The organism is Pedobacter sp. Leaf176 (assembly GCF_001424305.1).
GTDB lineage: Bacteria > Bacteroidota > Bacteroidia > Sphingobacteriales > Sphingobacteriaceae > Pedobacter.
Genome location: NZ_LMPD01000002.1, coordinates 76,236 through 91,772, shown reverse-complemented (window position 1 = coordinate 91,772; position 15,537 = coordinate 76,236). Strand labels below are relative to the sequence as shown.

Here is a 15,537-nt window from a genome sequence, read left to right as displayed (position 1 = left end):
TGCAAGGAGCAGCAACAAATCAATTCATTAACACAGCAGCAACGCTTCATTTCGCTTAAAATCGAAAATTGCAACGACAAAAAAAATCAAAATGAAACGAGTGTTTAGTAAAATCTTCCTGTTCTTTTTGTTCTGTACTTTTAGCTTTAAGCTTCATGCACAACAAAACGAAAATGCAAAACCTTGGGTATTTTGGTATTGGGTAAAAGGTGCGGTTTCTAAAGCTGGTATTACCGCCGACTTAGAGGCGCTGAAAGCCAATGGCATTGGGGGTGCTTACTTGATGAGTATTCAAGGTCCGGATAAAACGCCCGTGTATTCACCACCAGCCGTTCAGCTTACACCTGAATGGTGGAAATTGGTCGAGTTCGCCATGAGTGAGGCCAAACGTTTAAACTTAAAACTTGGAATGCATGTGAGTGATGGTTTCGCATTGGCCGGCGGACCATGGATTACACCCGAACTATCCATGCAAAAGGTAGTCTGGTCAAAGTCTGTGGTAGATAACTCAACTGCAAAAATCATTCTGCCTAAGCCTGAATCGAACGAAAACTATTATAAAGATATCGCAGTTTATGCTTATCCATCACCTGTGGGCGAAAACATTTCTACAAGAACGGTTATACCTAAAATCACAGCTAGCAATGGTGCTGATGCCACAGGTTTAATTCAGCCTGGAAATAAGAAAAACTTTGGTTCCAACGAACCGTGTTATATTCAGTATGAGTTTGCAAAACCATTTACTTGCAGAACCGTAACCATTAAAATTAGTGGAAATAATTATCAGGCACAGCGACTTGCAATTGAAGTGAGCGATGATGGAAAAAGCTTTCGATCAATTGGCAGACTGGAAGCACCACGTCATGGTTGGCAAGATACCGACGAAGATGTAACGCATTCTATTAATCCAACAACGGCTAAATTTTTCAGGTTTATCTATGATAAAAAGGATTCGGAACCAGGAGCTGAAGATTTGGATGCCGCTAAATGGAAACCTTCTTTAAAACTGGTAAATCTTGAGTTAAGTTCAGCTGCACAAATTAATCAGTTTGAAGGGAAAAATGGTTCGGTTTGGAGAATTAGCAAGAGAAGTACGGATGAACAAATCGCTAAAGACCTGTGTATCCCATTAAATAAAATCATCAACCTAACGGATAAATTAAATCCAGATGGAACTTTAAACTGGAAAGCACCGAAAGGGGGGTTCCCTGCCGAAGAGTTGAGCTGGACAATTTTGAGAGTTGGGCACACGACTACCGGCCATACCAATGCAACAGCAGGTGGTGGAAAAGGCTTGGAGTGCGATAAGTTTAATCCCGAAGCCGTTAAACTGCAATTCGATAATTGGTACGGTGAAGCGCTAAAACATGGCGGACCAGAAATAGCCAGGAAAGTGTTAAGCGTTTTCCATGTAGATAGTTGGGAATGTGGCAGTCAGAATTGGTCTCCATTATTTAAGGCAGAATTTCAAAAACGCAGAGGTTACAATTTAATGCCATACTTGCCAATTATGACTGGCTTGCCTGTTGAAAGTGCGGCAGTCTCTGAAAATTTTCTTTATGACATTCGTAAAACCATCTCCGAATTGGTGGTAGATCAGTTTTACAAAACCTTGGCAAAATTAGCCAAAGCACAAAGTGTAACTTTTACCGCTGAAAGCATTGCGCCAACGATGATGAGCGATGGATTGTTGCATTACAAAAATGTGGATGTACCGATGGGAGAATTCTGGTTGAACAGCCCGACTCACGATAAGCCAAATGATATGCTGGATGCCATTTCTGGTGCACATATCTACGGGAAAAATATTATTCAGGCCGAAGCTTTTACCACCGTTCGTATGGATTGGAATGAAAATCCTTCGAATATGAAATCCTTACAGGATAGGAATTATGCGCTTGGGATTAACAAATTGGTTTATCACGTTTTTACACACAATCCATGGATGGATAGAAAACCAGGGATGACACTAGATGGTGTAGGTTTATATTTTCAAAGAGACCAAACCTGGTGGAAAGCGGGCAAAGCATGGATAGACTACGCGGAGCGAACACAAAACCTGTTGCAGCAGGGTAAGCCTGTTGTTGATATCGCTGTTTTTACAGGCGAAGAACTACCTCGCCGATCCGTTCTGCCAGATCGGTTATTAGAAATATTACCTGGCATTTTCGGTGCTGATGTAGTGGAATCAGAAAAGAAACGTTTAGCCAATGTTGGCGAACCTTTGCGTCAGATTCCGTCAGGCGTAACGCATTCTGCAAATATCGCGGATCCTGAAAATTGGGTAAATCCGCTACGCGGTTACGCTTACGATAGTTTTAATCCGGATGTTTTGAGTACGGCGAAGGTGGAAAATGGGGAGGTAGTTTTTGAAAGCGGCGCAACATATAAAGTTTTGGTTTTTCCCGGGGCGATGAAAATGAACCCCAACTATCAATACATGAGTTTTGAGATTGTTGAAAAACTATCGGAATTGATTAAAAGTGGAGCTAAAGTGATTTTAGCAGATAAGCCAATGTATCAAATTGGAAAAAAGCAGGTTAAAGTAACTGAATTTGATAAAGTTGTTAATGAAATATGGGGAGGGAATTTCGATTCGTTCAAAAGTGGTGGGAAACCTATCTATATAAAGAAGCTTGGTTTAGGACAAATTTATAGAGCACCCTTTGAGGGAAGTGATTTTAATAGCTTGGGTTTGGAAAAGGATTTGGATATCACTGAAATCCCTACAGGATCAATGTTGTTAAGCTCAACAATTTGGCCAACAAAAAAAGTAGCATTTGTTCATAGAAAAACGACAGAGTCTGACATCTACTTTATATCAAACCAAGAAGCTAAAGAAAGAGCTTTTAATTTTTCTTTTAGAATAAGTGGAAGGGTACCAAAAATCTACAACTCCGTAACCAATGATACAATAGCTTTGAAAAGTTGGTCAATTAGAGATGGAAGAACATACTTGAATTTGCAATTACCAGCAAATGGCTCTGTATTTGTAATTTTTAATGAAAAGACAAGTTTAACTCAACTGCAAGTTGGGCTAAATTCCAATAAGTTTAAAACTAGTCAGGATATTTCTAAATCATGGCAAGTACAATTCGATCCAGCTCTTGGTGGTCCGTTAAAGCCAGTTACATTTAAGGATTTAAGCGACTGGACTAAACATGCTGATAGTTCAATAAAATACTATTCTGGAACGGCCATTTATACAAAAAGTTTCATTTATAAAGGCGATTTAAATAGTGCCTGGATTGATTTAGGTGGATTTTCCTGCATGGCTGTAGTGAAAGTCAATGGAATAGATTGCGGGACCTTATGGACAGCGCCGCATAAACTAAACATTAGTAAAGCAATAAAAAAAGGTGAGAATAAAATCACAATTGAAGTGGTGAATACCTGGGCTAACCGTTTAATAGGGGATAGTAAATTAACTGAAGATAAAAGAATTACGAAAACAACTGCACCTTTCCGTTTGGAGGGTAAACCTTTAAATCCAGCAGGGTTGTTTGGGCCGGTAAATATACAAATTGAAGAAAAATGATAAGGAATTTGTTAGTGATTAAAAAGGATAGCGTTCCGTTGGTTCAGTTTTTTAAGCGTAATTCTACTATCGTCATTTCGAGCGCAGTTGAGAAATCTTTGAACTGTACCATAAAAATAATTCAAAGATTTCTCCATTCCACTTCGTTTCAGTCGAAAAGACGATTTTATTTTGGATTTTTTGGAATGGTAACTTTACTTTTATCTGCATTCACTATGAACGCCCAGGATAAGGCACTTGTTAACACATCAAATAGTAAATATGCCAAGCTGCGAAGTGTTAATATGGCTGATGTAACCTGGACGAAGGGTTTTTGGGCCGATCGGTTTAAGGTTGCTACGAAAACCATGGTGCCGAACATGTGGGCGATTTACAACGATCCGAAAATCAGCCACGCGTTTAAAAACTTCGAAATTGCTGCAGGCTTAGATACAGGTTCACATTCAGGACCATCTTTTCATGATGGGGATTATTACAAAACGCTGGAAGCCGTAGCAAGTTTATATGCGTCGACAAAAAATCCCAAACTCAATGAAATGATGGATAAAGCCATTGTCGTGATTGGAAAATCGCAACGCGAAGATGGTTATATCTACACGAAAGCAATGATTGAGCAGCGTAAAACAGGCTCAAAAAATCAGTTTCAAGATAGATTGAGCTTTGAATCTTATAACATTGGTCACTTGATGACAGCTGGTTGCATTCATTACCGGGCAACAGGTAAAACCACTTTGTTAAATATCGCTAAAAAAGCGACTGACTATTTGTATAATTTCTACAAATCGGCTTCTCCAACACTGGCCAGGAATGCCATTTGTCCATCTCATTATATGGGCGTTATAGAAATGTACAGAACAACTAAAGACCCTCGTTATTTAGAATTGGCAAATCATTTAATCGCCATTAAAGGCAAAATTGATGATGGAACGGATGACAATCAGGATAGAATTCCTTTTTTGCAACAAACCAAGGCAATGGGGCATGCGGTGAGGGCGAACTATTTGTACGCTGGCGTAGCCGATTTATATGCCGAGACTGGAAAAGATTCGCTGTTGAAAACTTTGAATTTAATGTGGGATGATGTGAACCAGCATAAAATGTATATCACAGGTGGCTGTGGTTCACTTTATGATGGCACTTCGCCTGATGGAACCTCCTACAATCCGGCTGATGTTCAAAAGATTCATCAGGCTTTCGGTCGTGATTACCAGTTACCGAATTTTACGGCCCATAACGAAACCTGTGCGAATATCGGCAATGTACTTTGGAATTGGCGAATGCTTCAAATTACGGGCAATGCGAAATATGCGGATGTGATGGAATTGGCTTTGCATAACAGTGTTTTATCAGGCATAAGTTTAGATGGGGAGAACTTTTTGTATACTAATCCATTGGCGCAATCTGATGATCTACCTTTCAAACAACGCTGGTCGAAAGATAGAGTTCCTTACATTGGCTTGTCGAATTGCTGCCCGCCAAATGTAGTGCGAACCATTGCCGAAGTAAGTGATTATGCTTACAGTGTTTCTGATAAAGGATTGTGGTTCAATTTATACGGTGGAAATAGCTTAACGACTAAATTAGCTGATGGAAGTAAGATTTCACTCGTTCAGACTACCAATTATCCATGGGATGGAAATATTAAAATCGCTATTAAAGAAACTGAAAACAAACCATATTCAATTTTCCTTAGAATCCCAGCATGGACTCAAAATGCTCAGATCAGCGTTAATGGAAAGGCAGAAAATGTTAAGACCACTTCCGGAACGTACGCCGAAATAAATCGGGTTTGGAAAAGAGGTGATGTAATAGAATTGAATCTCCCGATGGAGGCTACTTTGATTGAGGCCAATCCTTTAGTGGAAGAAAACAGAAACCAAATTGCAGTAAAACGCGGACCAATTGTTTATTGTCTGGAGTCAACAGATTTACCTGGCAAAAATATCTTTAATGCTTTTATTCCTACCTCAACAAAATTTACTGCGCAACCAATCAATATTGATGGGGCAGAGCTGATGAGTTTGGTTGGTAATGCTAAAATTGTAGAACCAAATAACTGGAAAAACGTATTGTACCGCCCGGTGAATAACAATAGCAGGGATGCTGAAATTAAACTGGTACCTTATTTTGCCTGGGGAAATCGTGGGCATTCAGAAATGTCGGTTTGGTTACCGGTTAGTAAATAAAAAAACTTGATAAAAATGAAACTAAAACTCACCATACTTTTAAACCTCGCTTGCTGCATGATCGCATCAGCAACGGTTAAACCTGCCTCCATCTTTACCGATCACATGGTTTTGCAACAACAAAGTAATGTCGCCATTTGGGGTTGGGCGAAGGCTTCGGCCAAAGTAAAAATTATCACATCCTGGAACAGGAAAAACTACTCAGTAACAGCTGATAAAGATGGGAAGTGGAAAGTAAAAGTGGCTACACCAGCTGCTGGCGGACCATATGAAGTGGAATTAAATGATGGCGAAAAACTGGTTTTAACAGATATTTTAATTGGTGAGGTTTGGTTTTGTGGTGGTCAATCGAACATGGAAATGCCAATGAAAGGCTTTAAAAGTCAGCCAATAATGGGTTCAAACGAAGCCATTCTTAAATCGACGAATAAAAATATCAGGCTTTATACCGTTCCGCGTTCTTCTATTATTGAACGCCAGGAAAACAGCAAGGCATCTCAATGGAAAATGGCTGCACCAGAAACGGTTTCCAACTTCAGCGCAACGGCATTTTATTTTGCATCTTTATTAAGCGATTTACTACAGGTACCTATCGGTGTGATTAATGATAGCTATGGAGGTTCTTCCATTGAAGCCTGGATGTCGCCTGAAGATTTAAAGGCATTTCCAGAGGTTAAAATACCAGCCAAAGGCGATGCGATAAAGGAAGTAAGCCGAACGCCGACAACACTTTACAATGGAATGCTTTATCCTGTCATTGGTTACGGAATCAGGGGTGCAATTTGGTATCAGGGCGAATCTAACTACGAGCGACCAGATCGATATGAAGATTTATTTCCAGCAATGGTTTCTTCCTGGAGAAAAAATTGGGACAACGGAGAATTTCCGTTTTACTATTCACAGATTGCTCCCTATAATTATGAACTGCTTCCACCTTACCACATTGGAGGAAAATTTAACTCTGCATTTTTAAGAGATGCACAGCGAAAATCTTTAGCCAAAATTCCTAATTCAGGGATGGCGGTTTTGATGGATATCGGTGAGGAAAAATCCATTCATCCTGCGAACAAAAAACAAGGTGGCGAACGTTTGGCTTATCTTGCCCTAGCGCAAACTTACGGCATAAAAGGCTTTGGCGCACTAAGTCCAACTTATGAGTCTTTAACCATTGATAAAAATAAAGCGGTAATTAAGTTTCAAAATGTAGCAAACGGCTTGACCGAATTCGGTAAAGAGTTAAGTCTTTTTGAAGTGGCTGGCGCAGATCGTAAATTTTATCCCGCGAAAGCAGCAATTACCGGGAGTAGCGTGAGCATATCAGCAGAACAGGTTAAAACACCTGTCGCCGTTCGTTATGCTTTTAAAGATTTCGTGATAGGGGATTTATTTGGGAATGACGGCCTGGCAGTTTCTTCTTTTCGCACCGATGATTGGGATAATTAACGATACGTTATTGCGAGAGTTAGGGAGCAATCTCATCAAAAAGATTTCTCCACTTCGGTTGAAATGACGACCTATAATTGATTAACAAAGAATGATTTTAACCAAAACGACACTAAGTAAATCAAGTATTCTGGCTAAGAACTTAAGTGTTCTTACACTCCTGATATGGTCAAAACTCTCGGTATTCTGCTTGGATGTTGCCAAGTTTCTAAGTGGGTCAAAAATTTTTATTGCGTTTTTGTGTTTGCCAACCTCTACTGCATTTTCTCAAGAAAAACAACTTGCTAATGTTGTCTGGACTTCCCAAAGTGTTAATTCGTCAGAATCGATGCCGGTTGGCGGAGGAGATATTGGCCTTAATTTATGGGTAGAAAAAGGTGAAGTTTACCTGTATTTATCGCGTAGCGGAACATTTGATGAGAACAACACGCTGTTAAAGCTTGGGCGGGTAAAACTTAAATTCAGTCCCAATCCTTTCGATGGAAAAACTTTCAAACAAGAATTAATTCTAAAAGATGGATATGCTCAAGTTTTCGGCGTTAATGGAAATTTGGACACCCAAATTAAAGTTTGGGTCGATGTTTTTAATCCGATTATTCATTTGGATATTAAATCAAATCAAAACATTAGTACCGAGGCGAGTTTCGAAAGCTGGCGGTTTGAAGATCGCATAACTAAAGGCAAGGAAAACAACCAGAATTCGTATAAATGGGCACCTCAAGGGATTGTAAAGACTTTTAAAGACGAGGTTTCATATAAAAATAATGCCATTCAATTTTATCACCAGAACAAAGCAGAAACCGTTTTCGACGTCGCCGTAAAGCAACAAGGACTTGTTGACAGGAAAGAAGAACTATATAATCCTTTAAATAATTTAATTATTGGAGGAACAATGATGGGAGATAACTTATTGGCCGCTGGGAATTACGAAGGAAAATATTTGAATACGCCTTTTAAGGCTTGGACTTTGAAAAGTAAGAAACCGTCCAGAACGACCAATATTTCCATTATTTTAAATAGTGCAAAAGCCGAATCGATTCAGGAATGGGAAAAGGGTTTAAGTATTAAAAAAGACAATCAAAAAGCAAGTATTAAATGGTGGAATGATTACTGGAAAAGGAGTTTTATAAACATCAGCTCAAGAGATGAAGCAGCCAATCAGTCATCAAAAAACTACCAGTTATTTCGGTATATGTTGGGCTGCAACGCATTTGGAAATTACCCTACCAAGTTTAACGGCGGCTTGTTTACTTATGATCCGCACCTTACAGATACTGCTTTGAAATACACTCCTGATTTCAGAAACTGGGGAGGAGGAACGCACACGGCGCAAAACCAGCGGTTGGTTTACTGGCCCATGTTAAAAAGCGGCGACTTCGAAATGATGAAACCACAGTTCGATTTCTATTCCAATCTACTGAAGAATGCGGAGATTAGGACGCAAGCTTCCTGGGGACATAATGGAGCAAGTTTTACGGAGCAATTAGAGAACTTTGGATTGCCAAATCCGGCAGAATATGGCTGGAAAAGACCTGCTGATTTCAATAAAGGGATGGAATACAATGCCTGGTTAGAATATGAATGGGATACCGTTTTAGAATTTTGTATGATGATTCTGGAAACTGAAAGATATGGTGGGGCAAATATTGAAAAATATCTTCCTTTAATTGAAAGCGCCCTTACATTTTTCAAAGAGCATTATACCTACCTGGCGAAGCAAAGAGGAGCAAAGGCTTTGGACGCCAATGGTCACTTGGTTCTATATCCAGGTTCTGGGGCAGAGACTTATAAAATGGCATACAATTCCACCTCGACAATCGCTGCGCTAAAAACAGTTCTGGAAAGGCTGATTCTTTATCCGAAACTATCTGTCGAGCAGAAATCCCACTGGCAGGAAATGCTAAAAACCATCCCGCCAATAAGTTTCAGGGAGTTTAATGGTCATGCTACGATTTCTCCTGCCAAACTTTGGGAGCGAATTAACAACACCGAAAGTCCGCAATTATACCCGGTTTATCCCTGGGGAATTTATGGAATAGGAAAACCGGGTTTAGATACGGCAATTAATACTTTCAAATATGATACAGACGTTTTAAAATTCCGAAGTCATGTAGGGTGGAAACAGGATAATATTTTTGCAGCGAGATTGGGATTGACAGCAGAAGCTGCAAAGCTGACAACTGCGAAACTGAAAGACTCTGGCAGGCGATTTCCCGCTTTCTGGGGGCCAGGTTTCGATTGGGTTCCAGACCATAACTGGGGCGGTTCGGGGATGATCGGTCTGCAGGAAATGCTAATGCAGACAGATGGAAAAAGCATTTATTTGTTTCCGGCCTGGCCTAAAGATTGGGATGTCCATTTCAAACTTCATGCACCATATAAAACGACGGTTGAAGGGACTTTGAAAGACGGAAAATTAGTAGATTTAAAAGTTTTGCCAGAATCAAGAAAGGCAGATGTAATTAATAAAATGTTAGAGTGAGCGGAGGATTGAATGAGGGAATGTCTTAGCGATTTGCCGATGAACATTTATTTATTCAAAATTCAATCATTCACTAAATAGAAAAATATGGATTTACAGTTAAGAGAAAAAGTGATCGTAATTACTGGTGCTGCAAAAGGTATCGGACGTAGCATTGCAGAAGTTTTTGCAAAGGAAAATGCCATCGCAGTAGTTGTTGGCAGGAAGGCCGACGATAACCAAAAAGTTGTTGATGCAATTGCCGAACAAGGTGGAAAGGCTGCACAATTTGTTGCCGAATTATCCAATCCTGATGATTGTAAGAAAGTTGTTGCTGAAATCATAGCTCAATTTGGAAGAATTGATGGTTTGGTAAACAACGCAGGTGTAAATGATGGCGTGGGTTTAGAAAGTGGCAACTACGAAGATTTTATGGCCTCGTTGCACAAGAACGTAGTTCACTATTATCTAATGGCACATCACGCCTTGCCGGAATTAATTAAAAGCAAAGGGGCTATAGTAAACATTACTTCAAAAACGGCGGAAACTGGTCAGGGAAATACTTCAGCTTATGCTGCAGCAAACGGTGGCCGAAACGCTTTAACCCGCGAATGGGCGGTAGAGCTTTTGAAATACGGAATCCGTGTTAATGCGGTGGTAGTGGCCGAATGTTGGACACCAGCTTATGAGACCTGGATTGAAACTTTACCTGATGCACAAGCTAAATTGGACGAAATTACCGCCAAAATCCCGTTGGAAAATAGAATGACAACCGCAGAAGAAATTGCCAACATGACTGCTTTCCTGATGTCGTCAAAATCGAGCCATACTACGGGACAAATTATTCATGTAGATGGTGGTTATGTTCATTTAGACAGGGCCTTAGCAAACGCGTAACCCAGCCCGTCATTTCGAGCGAAGTGCAACGCAGCCGAGAAATCTATCTCAACAGATCTCTCCATTCCACTATGCTTCAGTCGAGATGACGTTTTTTTTACTCATCACTAAATTAAAAATGAAAACTCTTACTTGTACAACACCCGGTACTTTCGAATATTCTGAAACAGTAAAACCGGAGTTAAAGAAGGACCACGCCATTATTAAAATTAAGCGAATTGGTATTTGTGGCACTGATTTACACGCCTTTGAAGGTACACAGCCATTTTTTAATTATCCTCGGGTTTTGGGGCATGAACTTTCAGGGGAGTTGGTGGAAGCAGATGGCGCTGAAGGTTTTGAAATAGGTGAGGCTGTAACTTTTATTCCTTATTTTAACTGCGGAGAATGCATTGCCTGCCGCATGAACAAGCCAAATTGCTGTGTTAACATGCAGGTTTGTGGCGTACATGTAGATGGTGGCATGCGGGAATATTTGCAGGTACCTTCGAAAACGCTTTTGCACGGCGAAGGTTTGAGTTATGATGAACTTGCGTTGGTGGAGCCTCTCGCAATCGGTGCCCACGGTGTTCGGAGGGCAGCTATTCAACCAGGCGAATTTGTGCTGGTAATTGGAGCTGGTCCGATTGGTTTAGGAACGATGGAATTTGCCCGAATTGCTGGTGCAAATGTGATTGCTTTAGATATCAACGAAGATCGGCTGGCATTTTGTAAGGATAAATTAAAAGTTGCCCACGTGGTTAATGCGCTTGCGCCTGATGTAACTCAACAACTTAGCGATATCACTAACGGCGATATGCCCACAGTAGTAATTGATGCTACGGGAAATCAAAGGGCAATTAATAACGCCATTAATTATATGGCTCACGGAGCACGATTCGTGTTGATAGGCTTGCAAAAAGGAGAGTTGATTTTTAACCATCCGGAATTTCATAAACGCGAATCGACATTAATGAGCAGTAGAAATGCAACCATCGAGGATTTTGAACACGTAATTAAATCGATGAAAGCAGGATTGGTAAATCCTACAAATTACATTACGCATCAGGTTAAATTTGAGGAGGTAAAAAATGAATTTGAAAAATGGCTAGACCCAAAGAATGGCGTGATTAAAGCAATGGTTAGTATTATTTAAAGTTTAAGTTCTAACGGCCATTTTCCATATCGTCTTTTCCGCGGAGAGGGAAATTTTAAAGGGCTACAATAAATATATTAAGTTCCCTATAAAATTGATGACGGTTGTTCTCCATATCGTCTTTCCCGCGCAGGCGGGAAAATTTTAAAGGGCTACAATAAAAATTAAGTTTCCTATAAAATTGATGACGGTTGTTCTCCATGTCGTCTTTCCCGCGCAGGGGGGATTTTAAAGCGCTACGATAAATATATTAAGATTCCTATTAAATTGATGACGGTTGTTCTCTATGTCGTCTTTCCCGTGCAGGCGGGAATCTTAAAGCGCTACAGCAAATTCATTAATATTTCCTATTAAATTGGGATGACGATAGCGCTCCATATCGTCTTTCCCGCGCATGCGGGAATCTTAAAGGGCTATAACAAGCACATTAACATGCCTAACGAAACGTTGATGACAGCCATTTAAAGTCTATAAAAAAAGGGGCAATCTCCGTTACGAGAATTGCCCCTTTTGCTTTAATTCAATTACCGTATCTACCAGAATTTCACGTAAATAAGTGTAATTAAGAGTAATGTAACTACAATTAAAACTAAAGTAGATGGAGCAACTTTGAACATCGATTTATCTAATTCGAATGCTTTAGGGTTCTCTTTTGGACCCAGCAAGCTTAGTCCAACCATTACTATCATCGTAAACAGGAACGATAATCCCATACAAATTAAGAAAGGAATTTCGTAAACACCATCTTTATTTATGTAAGCTGTATACAAGAAGTTTTCGTGTCCAAACCAGGTTGGCGCATAGTTATTGAAAACGACAGAAAGTAAAAATCCGGTTATTAAACCTGCAATTGCCGCAGTACCTGTGGTGCGTTTCCAAAACATACCGAGGAGAAACATGGCAAAAACACCGGGACTAATAAATCCTGTGTACTTCTGTATAAAAGTAAATCCGCCTTCGCCACCTATACCTAATAAATCATCCCAGGTTAAAACAACCGACATTACAATTGCAACGAAAATACTTAACCGTCCAACAACGACCAATTTCTTTTCATCCGCATTTTTATTGATGTATTTTTTATAGATATCTAATGTCCAGATGGTTGAAATACTGTTTGCCTTACCAGCCAATGAGGCAACTATCGCTGCCGTAAGTGCTGCTAATGACAATCCTTTTAATCCGTTAGGTAGAAATGTTAAAACAGCCGAGTATGCATTATCGGCTATAACTGTTCCATTTGGGGCCATTTCATGTTGAAGGGCACCATTTCTATGTAAAACATAAGCTGCGATACCTGGCAACATCACGATAATGGGCATACCCAATTTCAAAAACCCGGCAAATAAAATACCTGTTCTAGCCGTCTTTAGATCGGCACCAAGCGCTCTTTGTGTAATGTACTGATTGCAACCCCAATAATTTAGGTTCACAATCCACTGACCTGCAAAATACATTGCTATACCAGGCAAAGCCAGGTACTTATTTACGTATTCTTGTGATGAATTTGCATTGGGTTTCTCTAAAATCATTTTGAAATGGTCCGGAGAGTCCTTCATCAACATTTTAAAGCCTGCAATAGCGTCTTTCCCTAACCCGAAATGGTCACTCACCATGGTTAGCGCGATATAAGTGGTAACTAAACCGCCTGCTATTAGTACAATAACCTGAATTACATCTGTAAAACCAATTACCTTCATACCGCCAAGCGTGATGATAAGTGAAAATGCAGCTAAGCCAATCACAATATATTTGAAATACATAGGGTCTATCATGCTGCTTATCGCTATGGAACCCAGGTATAAAATAGAAGTCAGGTTTACAAAAATGTATAAGAATAACCAAAATATAGCCATTATTAAACTTACCGTTTCATTATACCTCGTTTGAAGAAACTGAGGCATGGTAAAAATTTTGTTCTTAAGGTAAACCGGAATAAACCAAACGGCTACAACAATCAATGCAATAGCTGCGACCCACTCGTATGCGGCAACGGCCATACCAACCTGGAAACCCTGACCACTCATACCGATAAATTGCTCGGCTGAAATGTTAGAGGCAATTAGTGATGCACCTATCGCCCACCAGGTTAAGGAACCTTCGGCAAGAAAGAAGTCGTGACTTCCTGATGTAGCTTTATTTTTCTTACTACTGTAAATCCAATACCCGTAAGCGGAAATCAAGATGAAGTAAAAGATAAAAACGGTGTAATCGACCGTTGAAAATCTGTTCATAATTTAGTTTAATTTGGTTATTTATTTGTTTTATTTATAAAAAACTTCATTCCATTGAAGCTCGTTTCTAAACTGGTTTATCTTAGTATCTATGCCGATGTTAATATACTCTATACCTGCGATATTTGCAAAATCTGACAGATGTTCCGCTGTTAAATTCTGACTATAAGCCGTATGGTGTGCACCACCAGCATAAATCCATGCTGCACAACCTGTTTTCATATCAGGAAGTGGTTTCCAAAGTACCCTGGCAACGGGTAAATTTGGTAAATCTTGTTCTACTTCAACTGCTTTTACTTCGTTAACCAATAAGCGGAAACGATTGCCCATATCGATTAAAGAAGCATTTAATGCATCACCACCAGCAACATTAAAAACCAAACGCGCCGGGTCTGCCTTTCCACCTATACCTAATGGATGAACTTCCAGGCTTGCTTTTCCTTTTGCCAATGATGCATCAACCTCAAGCATATGTGAACCTAAAACCATGGCGTTTTCCGGATCGAAATGGTACGTGTAATCTTCCATAAAAGCGTTTCCGCCAGCCAAACCCGAGCCCATAACTTTACACGCACGAACTAAAGCTGTGGTTTTCCAGTCACCTTCGCCAGCGAAACCGTAACCATCAGCCATTAAACGTTGTGCAGCAATACCAGGCAACTGAATCATGCCGTGCAAGTCTTCAAATGTATCGGAAAAACCTTTAAAGTTACCTTCTTCTAAGAACTTCCTTAAACCTAGCTCTATTTTTGCAGCCTCGTAAACCGAAGAATGTCTGGCACCACCAGCTTTTAAATCATCTGCTATTTCATATATTGCTTCGTATTCCTTTAATAAATTTTGAATCGACTCCTCATCAACTGCATTAATTACAGCAACTAAATCGCCTATTCCGTAGGTATTTACAGAAAAACCGAATTTCATTTCTGCTTCTACTTTGTCGCCATCTGTTACTGCAACATAGCGCATGTTATCTCCAAATCGGGCAAATTTTGCGCCTTGCCAATCATGCCAGCCTGCGGCTGCACGGCACCAGGTATCTATCTGTGAAGCAACTTCTTCGTCCTGCCAATGTCCGACAACAACTTTTCTGTCTTTACGCATACGTGTTACCATAAAACCGAATTCCCTGTCTCCGTGTGCGCTCTGGTTCAGGTTCATGAAATCCATATCAATCGAACTCCATGGAATATCCCGGTTAAATTGTGTGTGCAAATGTAATAATGGTTTCTGTAACACATTTAAACCTCTAATCCACATTTTCGCGGGAGAGAAGGTATGCATCCAGGTTATAACACCGATACAATTTTCATCTGTATTCGCACTTTGTAAGGTTTCAAAAATTTCATCTGTGTTTTTTACAATTGGTTTGTAAACGACTGAAACAGAAATTTTTTCGTTAGTATTTAATGATTTTGCAACTTCTTCTGCATGTATGGCAACTTGTTTTAAGGTTTCCTCTCCGTACAAATCCTGAGTCCCTGTAATAAACCAAACCTGTAATTTTTTTAAATCAATCATTTTATTGTGGTTAGAAATTTAGCTATTTTATTTATTTATTCGGCAAGCAATTCAATGCTCATCGGTTCCAATAATCTGCTTTCAATTTATCCCGATGAAAAATCGGCATACATAATCAACAG

At 39.8% G+C, this 15,537-nt stretch carries 8 protein-coding genes; 6 read left to right on the top strand and 2 right to left on the bottom strand.

The genetic code is table 11. The annotated features are described in order from the left end of the window. Nucleotides 1-91: 91 nt before the first annotated feature. The 6 genes from ASF92_RS05920 to ASF92_RS05895 all read left to right on the top strand — a co-directional run bounded on the left by ASF92_RS05920 (nt 92) and on the right by ASF92_RS05895 (nt 11,660). On the top strand, nt 92-3,538 hold the full coding sequence (locus ASF92_RS05920) for a glycosyl hydrolase (protein WP_056089379.1): 3,447 nt from the start codon (nt 92-94) through the stop codon (nt 3,536-3,538). Further along, nucleotides 3,535-5,724, top strand: coding sequence for a glycoside hydrolase family 127 protein (locus tag ASF92_RS05915; protein WP_231729749.1), 2,190 nt, complete (start codon nt 3,535-3,537; stop codon nt 5,722-5,724). Before ASF92_RS05920 ends, ASF92_RS05915 begins: the two co-directional genes overlap by 4 nt. A gap of 15 nt (nt 5,725-5,739) precedes the next feature. Continuing rightward, on the top strand, nt 5,740-7,167 hold the full coding sequence (locus ASF92_RS05910) for a sialate O-acetylesterase (protein WP_056089376.1): 1,428 nt from the start codon (nt 5,740-5,742) through the stop codon (nt 7,165-7,167). 91 nt (nt 7,168-7,258) lie between these two features. Beyond that, nucleotides 7,259-9,649: a DUF5703 domain-containing protein gene (locus tag ASF92_RS05905; RefSeq protein ID WP_231729748.1), complete on the top strand. Its 2,391-nt coding sequence runs from the start codon at nt 7,259-7,261 to the stop codon at nt 9,647-9,649. Nucleotides 9,650-9,736: 87 nt separating this feature from the next. Then, nucleotides 9,737-10,525, top strand: coding sequence for an SDR family oxidoreductase (locus ASF92_RS05900; protein WP_056089373.1), 789 nt, complete (start codon nt 9,737-9,739; stop codon nt 10,523-10,525). A gap of 118 nt (nt 10,526-10,643) precedes the next feature. Continuing rightward, on the top strand, nt 10,644-11,660 hold the full coding sequence (locus ASF92_RS05895; RefSeq protein WP_056089370.1) for a zinc-binding alcohol dehydrogenase family protein: 1,017 nt from the start codon (nt 10,644-10,646) through the stop codon (nt 11,658-11,660). Between the two features lie 533 nt (nt 11,661-12,193). Here ASF92_RS05895 and ASF92_RS05890 read toward each other — a convergent pair. Together ASF92_RS05890 and araA are read right to left on the bottom strand one after the other, a co-directional pair. After that, nucleotides 12,194-13,894, bottom strand: a complete 1,701-nt coding sequence (locus ASF92_RS05890; RefSeq protein WP_056089367.1) for a sodium/solute symporter — start codon at nt 13,892-13,894, stop codon at nt 12,194-12,196. Between the two features lie 30 nt (nt 13,895-13,924). Further along, entirely contained in the window at nt 13,925-15,415 is a 1,491-nt protein-coding gene (araA, locus tag ASF92_RS05885; protein WP_056089365.1) for an L-arabinose isomerase, read from the bottom strand. Between the last annotated feature and the right edge of the window lie 122 nt (nt 15,416-15,537).

Coding starts and splice junctions, on each gene's coding strand:
- ASF92_RS05920 (WP_056089379.1), top strand. CDS start 92: ATGAAACGAGTGTTTAGTAAAATCTTCCTGTTCTTTTTGTTCTGTACT.
- ASF92_RS05915 (WP_231729749.1), top strand. CDS start 3,535: ATGATAAGGAATTTGTTAGTGATTAAAAAGGATAGCGTTCCGTTGGTT.
- ASF92_RS05910 (WP_056089376.1), top strand. CDS start 5,740: ATGAAACTAAAACTCACCATACTTTTAAACCTCGCTTGCTGCATGATC.
- ASF92_RS05905 (WP_231729748.1), top strand. CDS start 7,259: ATGATTTTAACCAAAACGACACTAAGTAAATCAAGTATTCTGGCTAAG.
- ASF92_RS05900 (WP_056089373.1), top strand. CDS start 9,737: ATGGATTTACAGTTAAGAGAAAAAGTGATCGTAATTACTGGTGCTGCA.
- ASF92_RS05895 (WP_056089370.1), top strand. CDS start 10,644: ATGAAAACTCTTACTTGTACAACACCCGGTACTTTCGAATATTCTGAA.
- ASF92_RS05890 (WP_056089367.1), bottom strand. CDS start 13,894: ATGAACAGATTTTCAACGGTCGATTACACCGTTTTTATCTTTTACTTC.
- araA (WP_056089365.1), bottom strand. CDS start 15,415: ATGATTGATTTAAAAAAATTACAGGTTTGGTTTATTACAGGGACTCAG.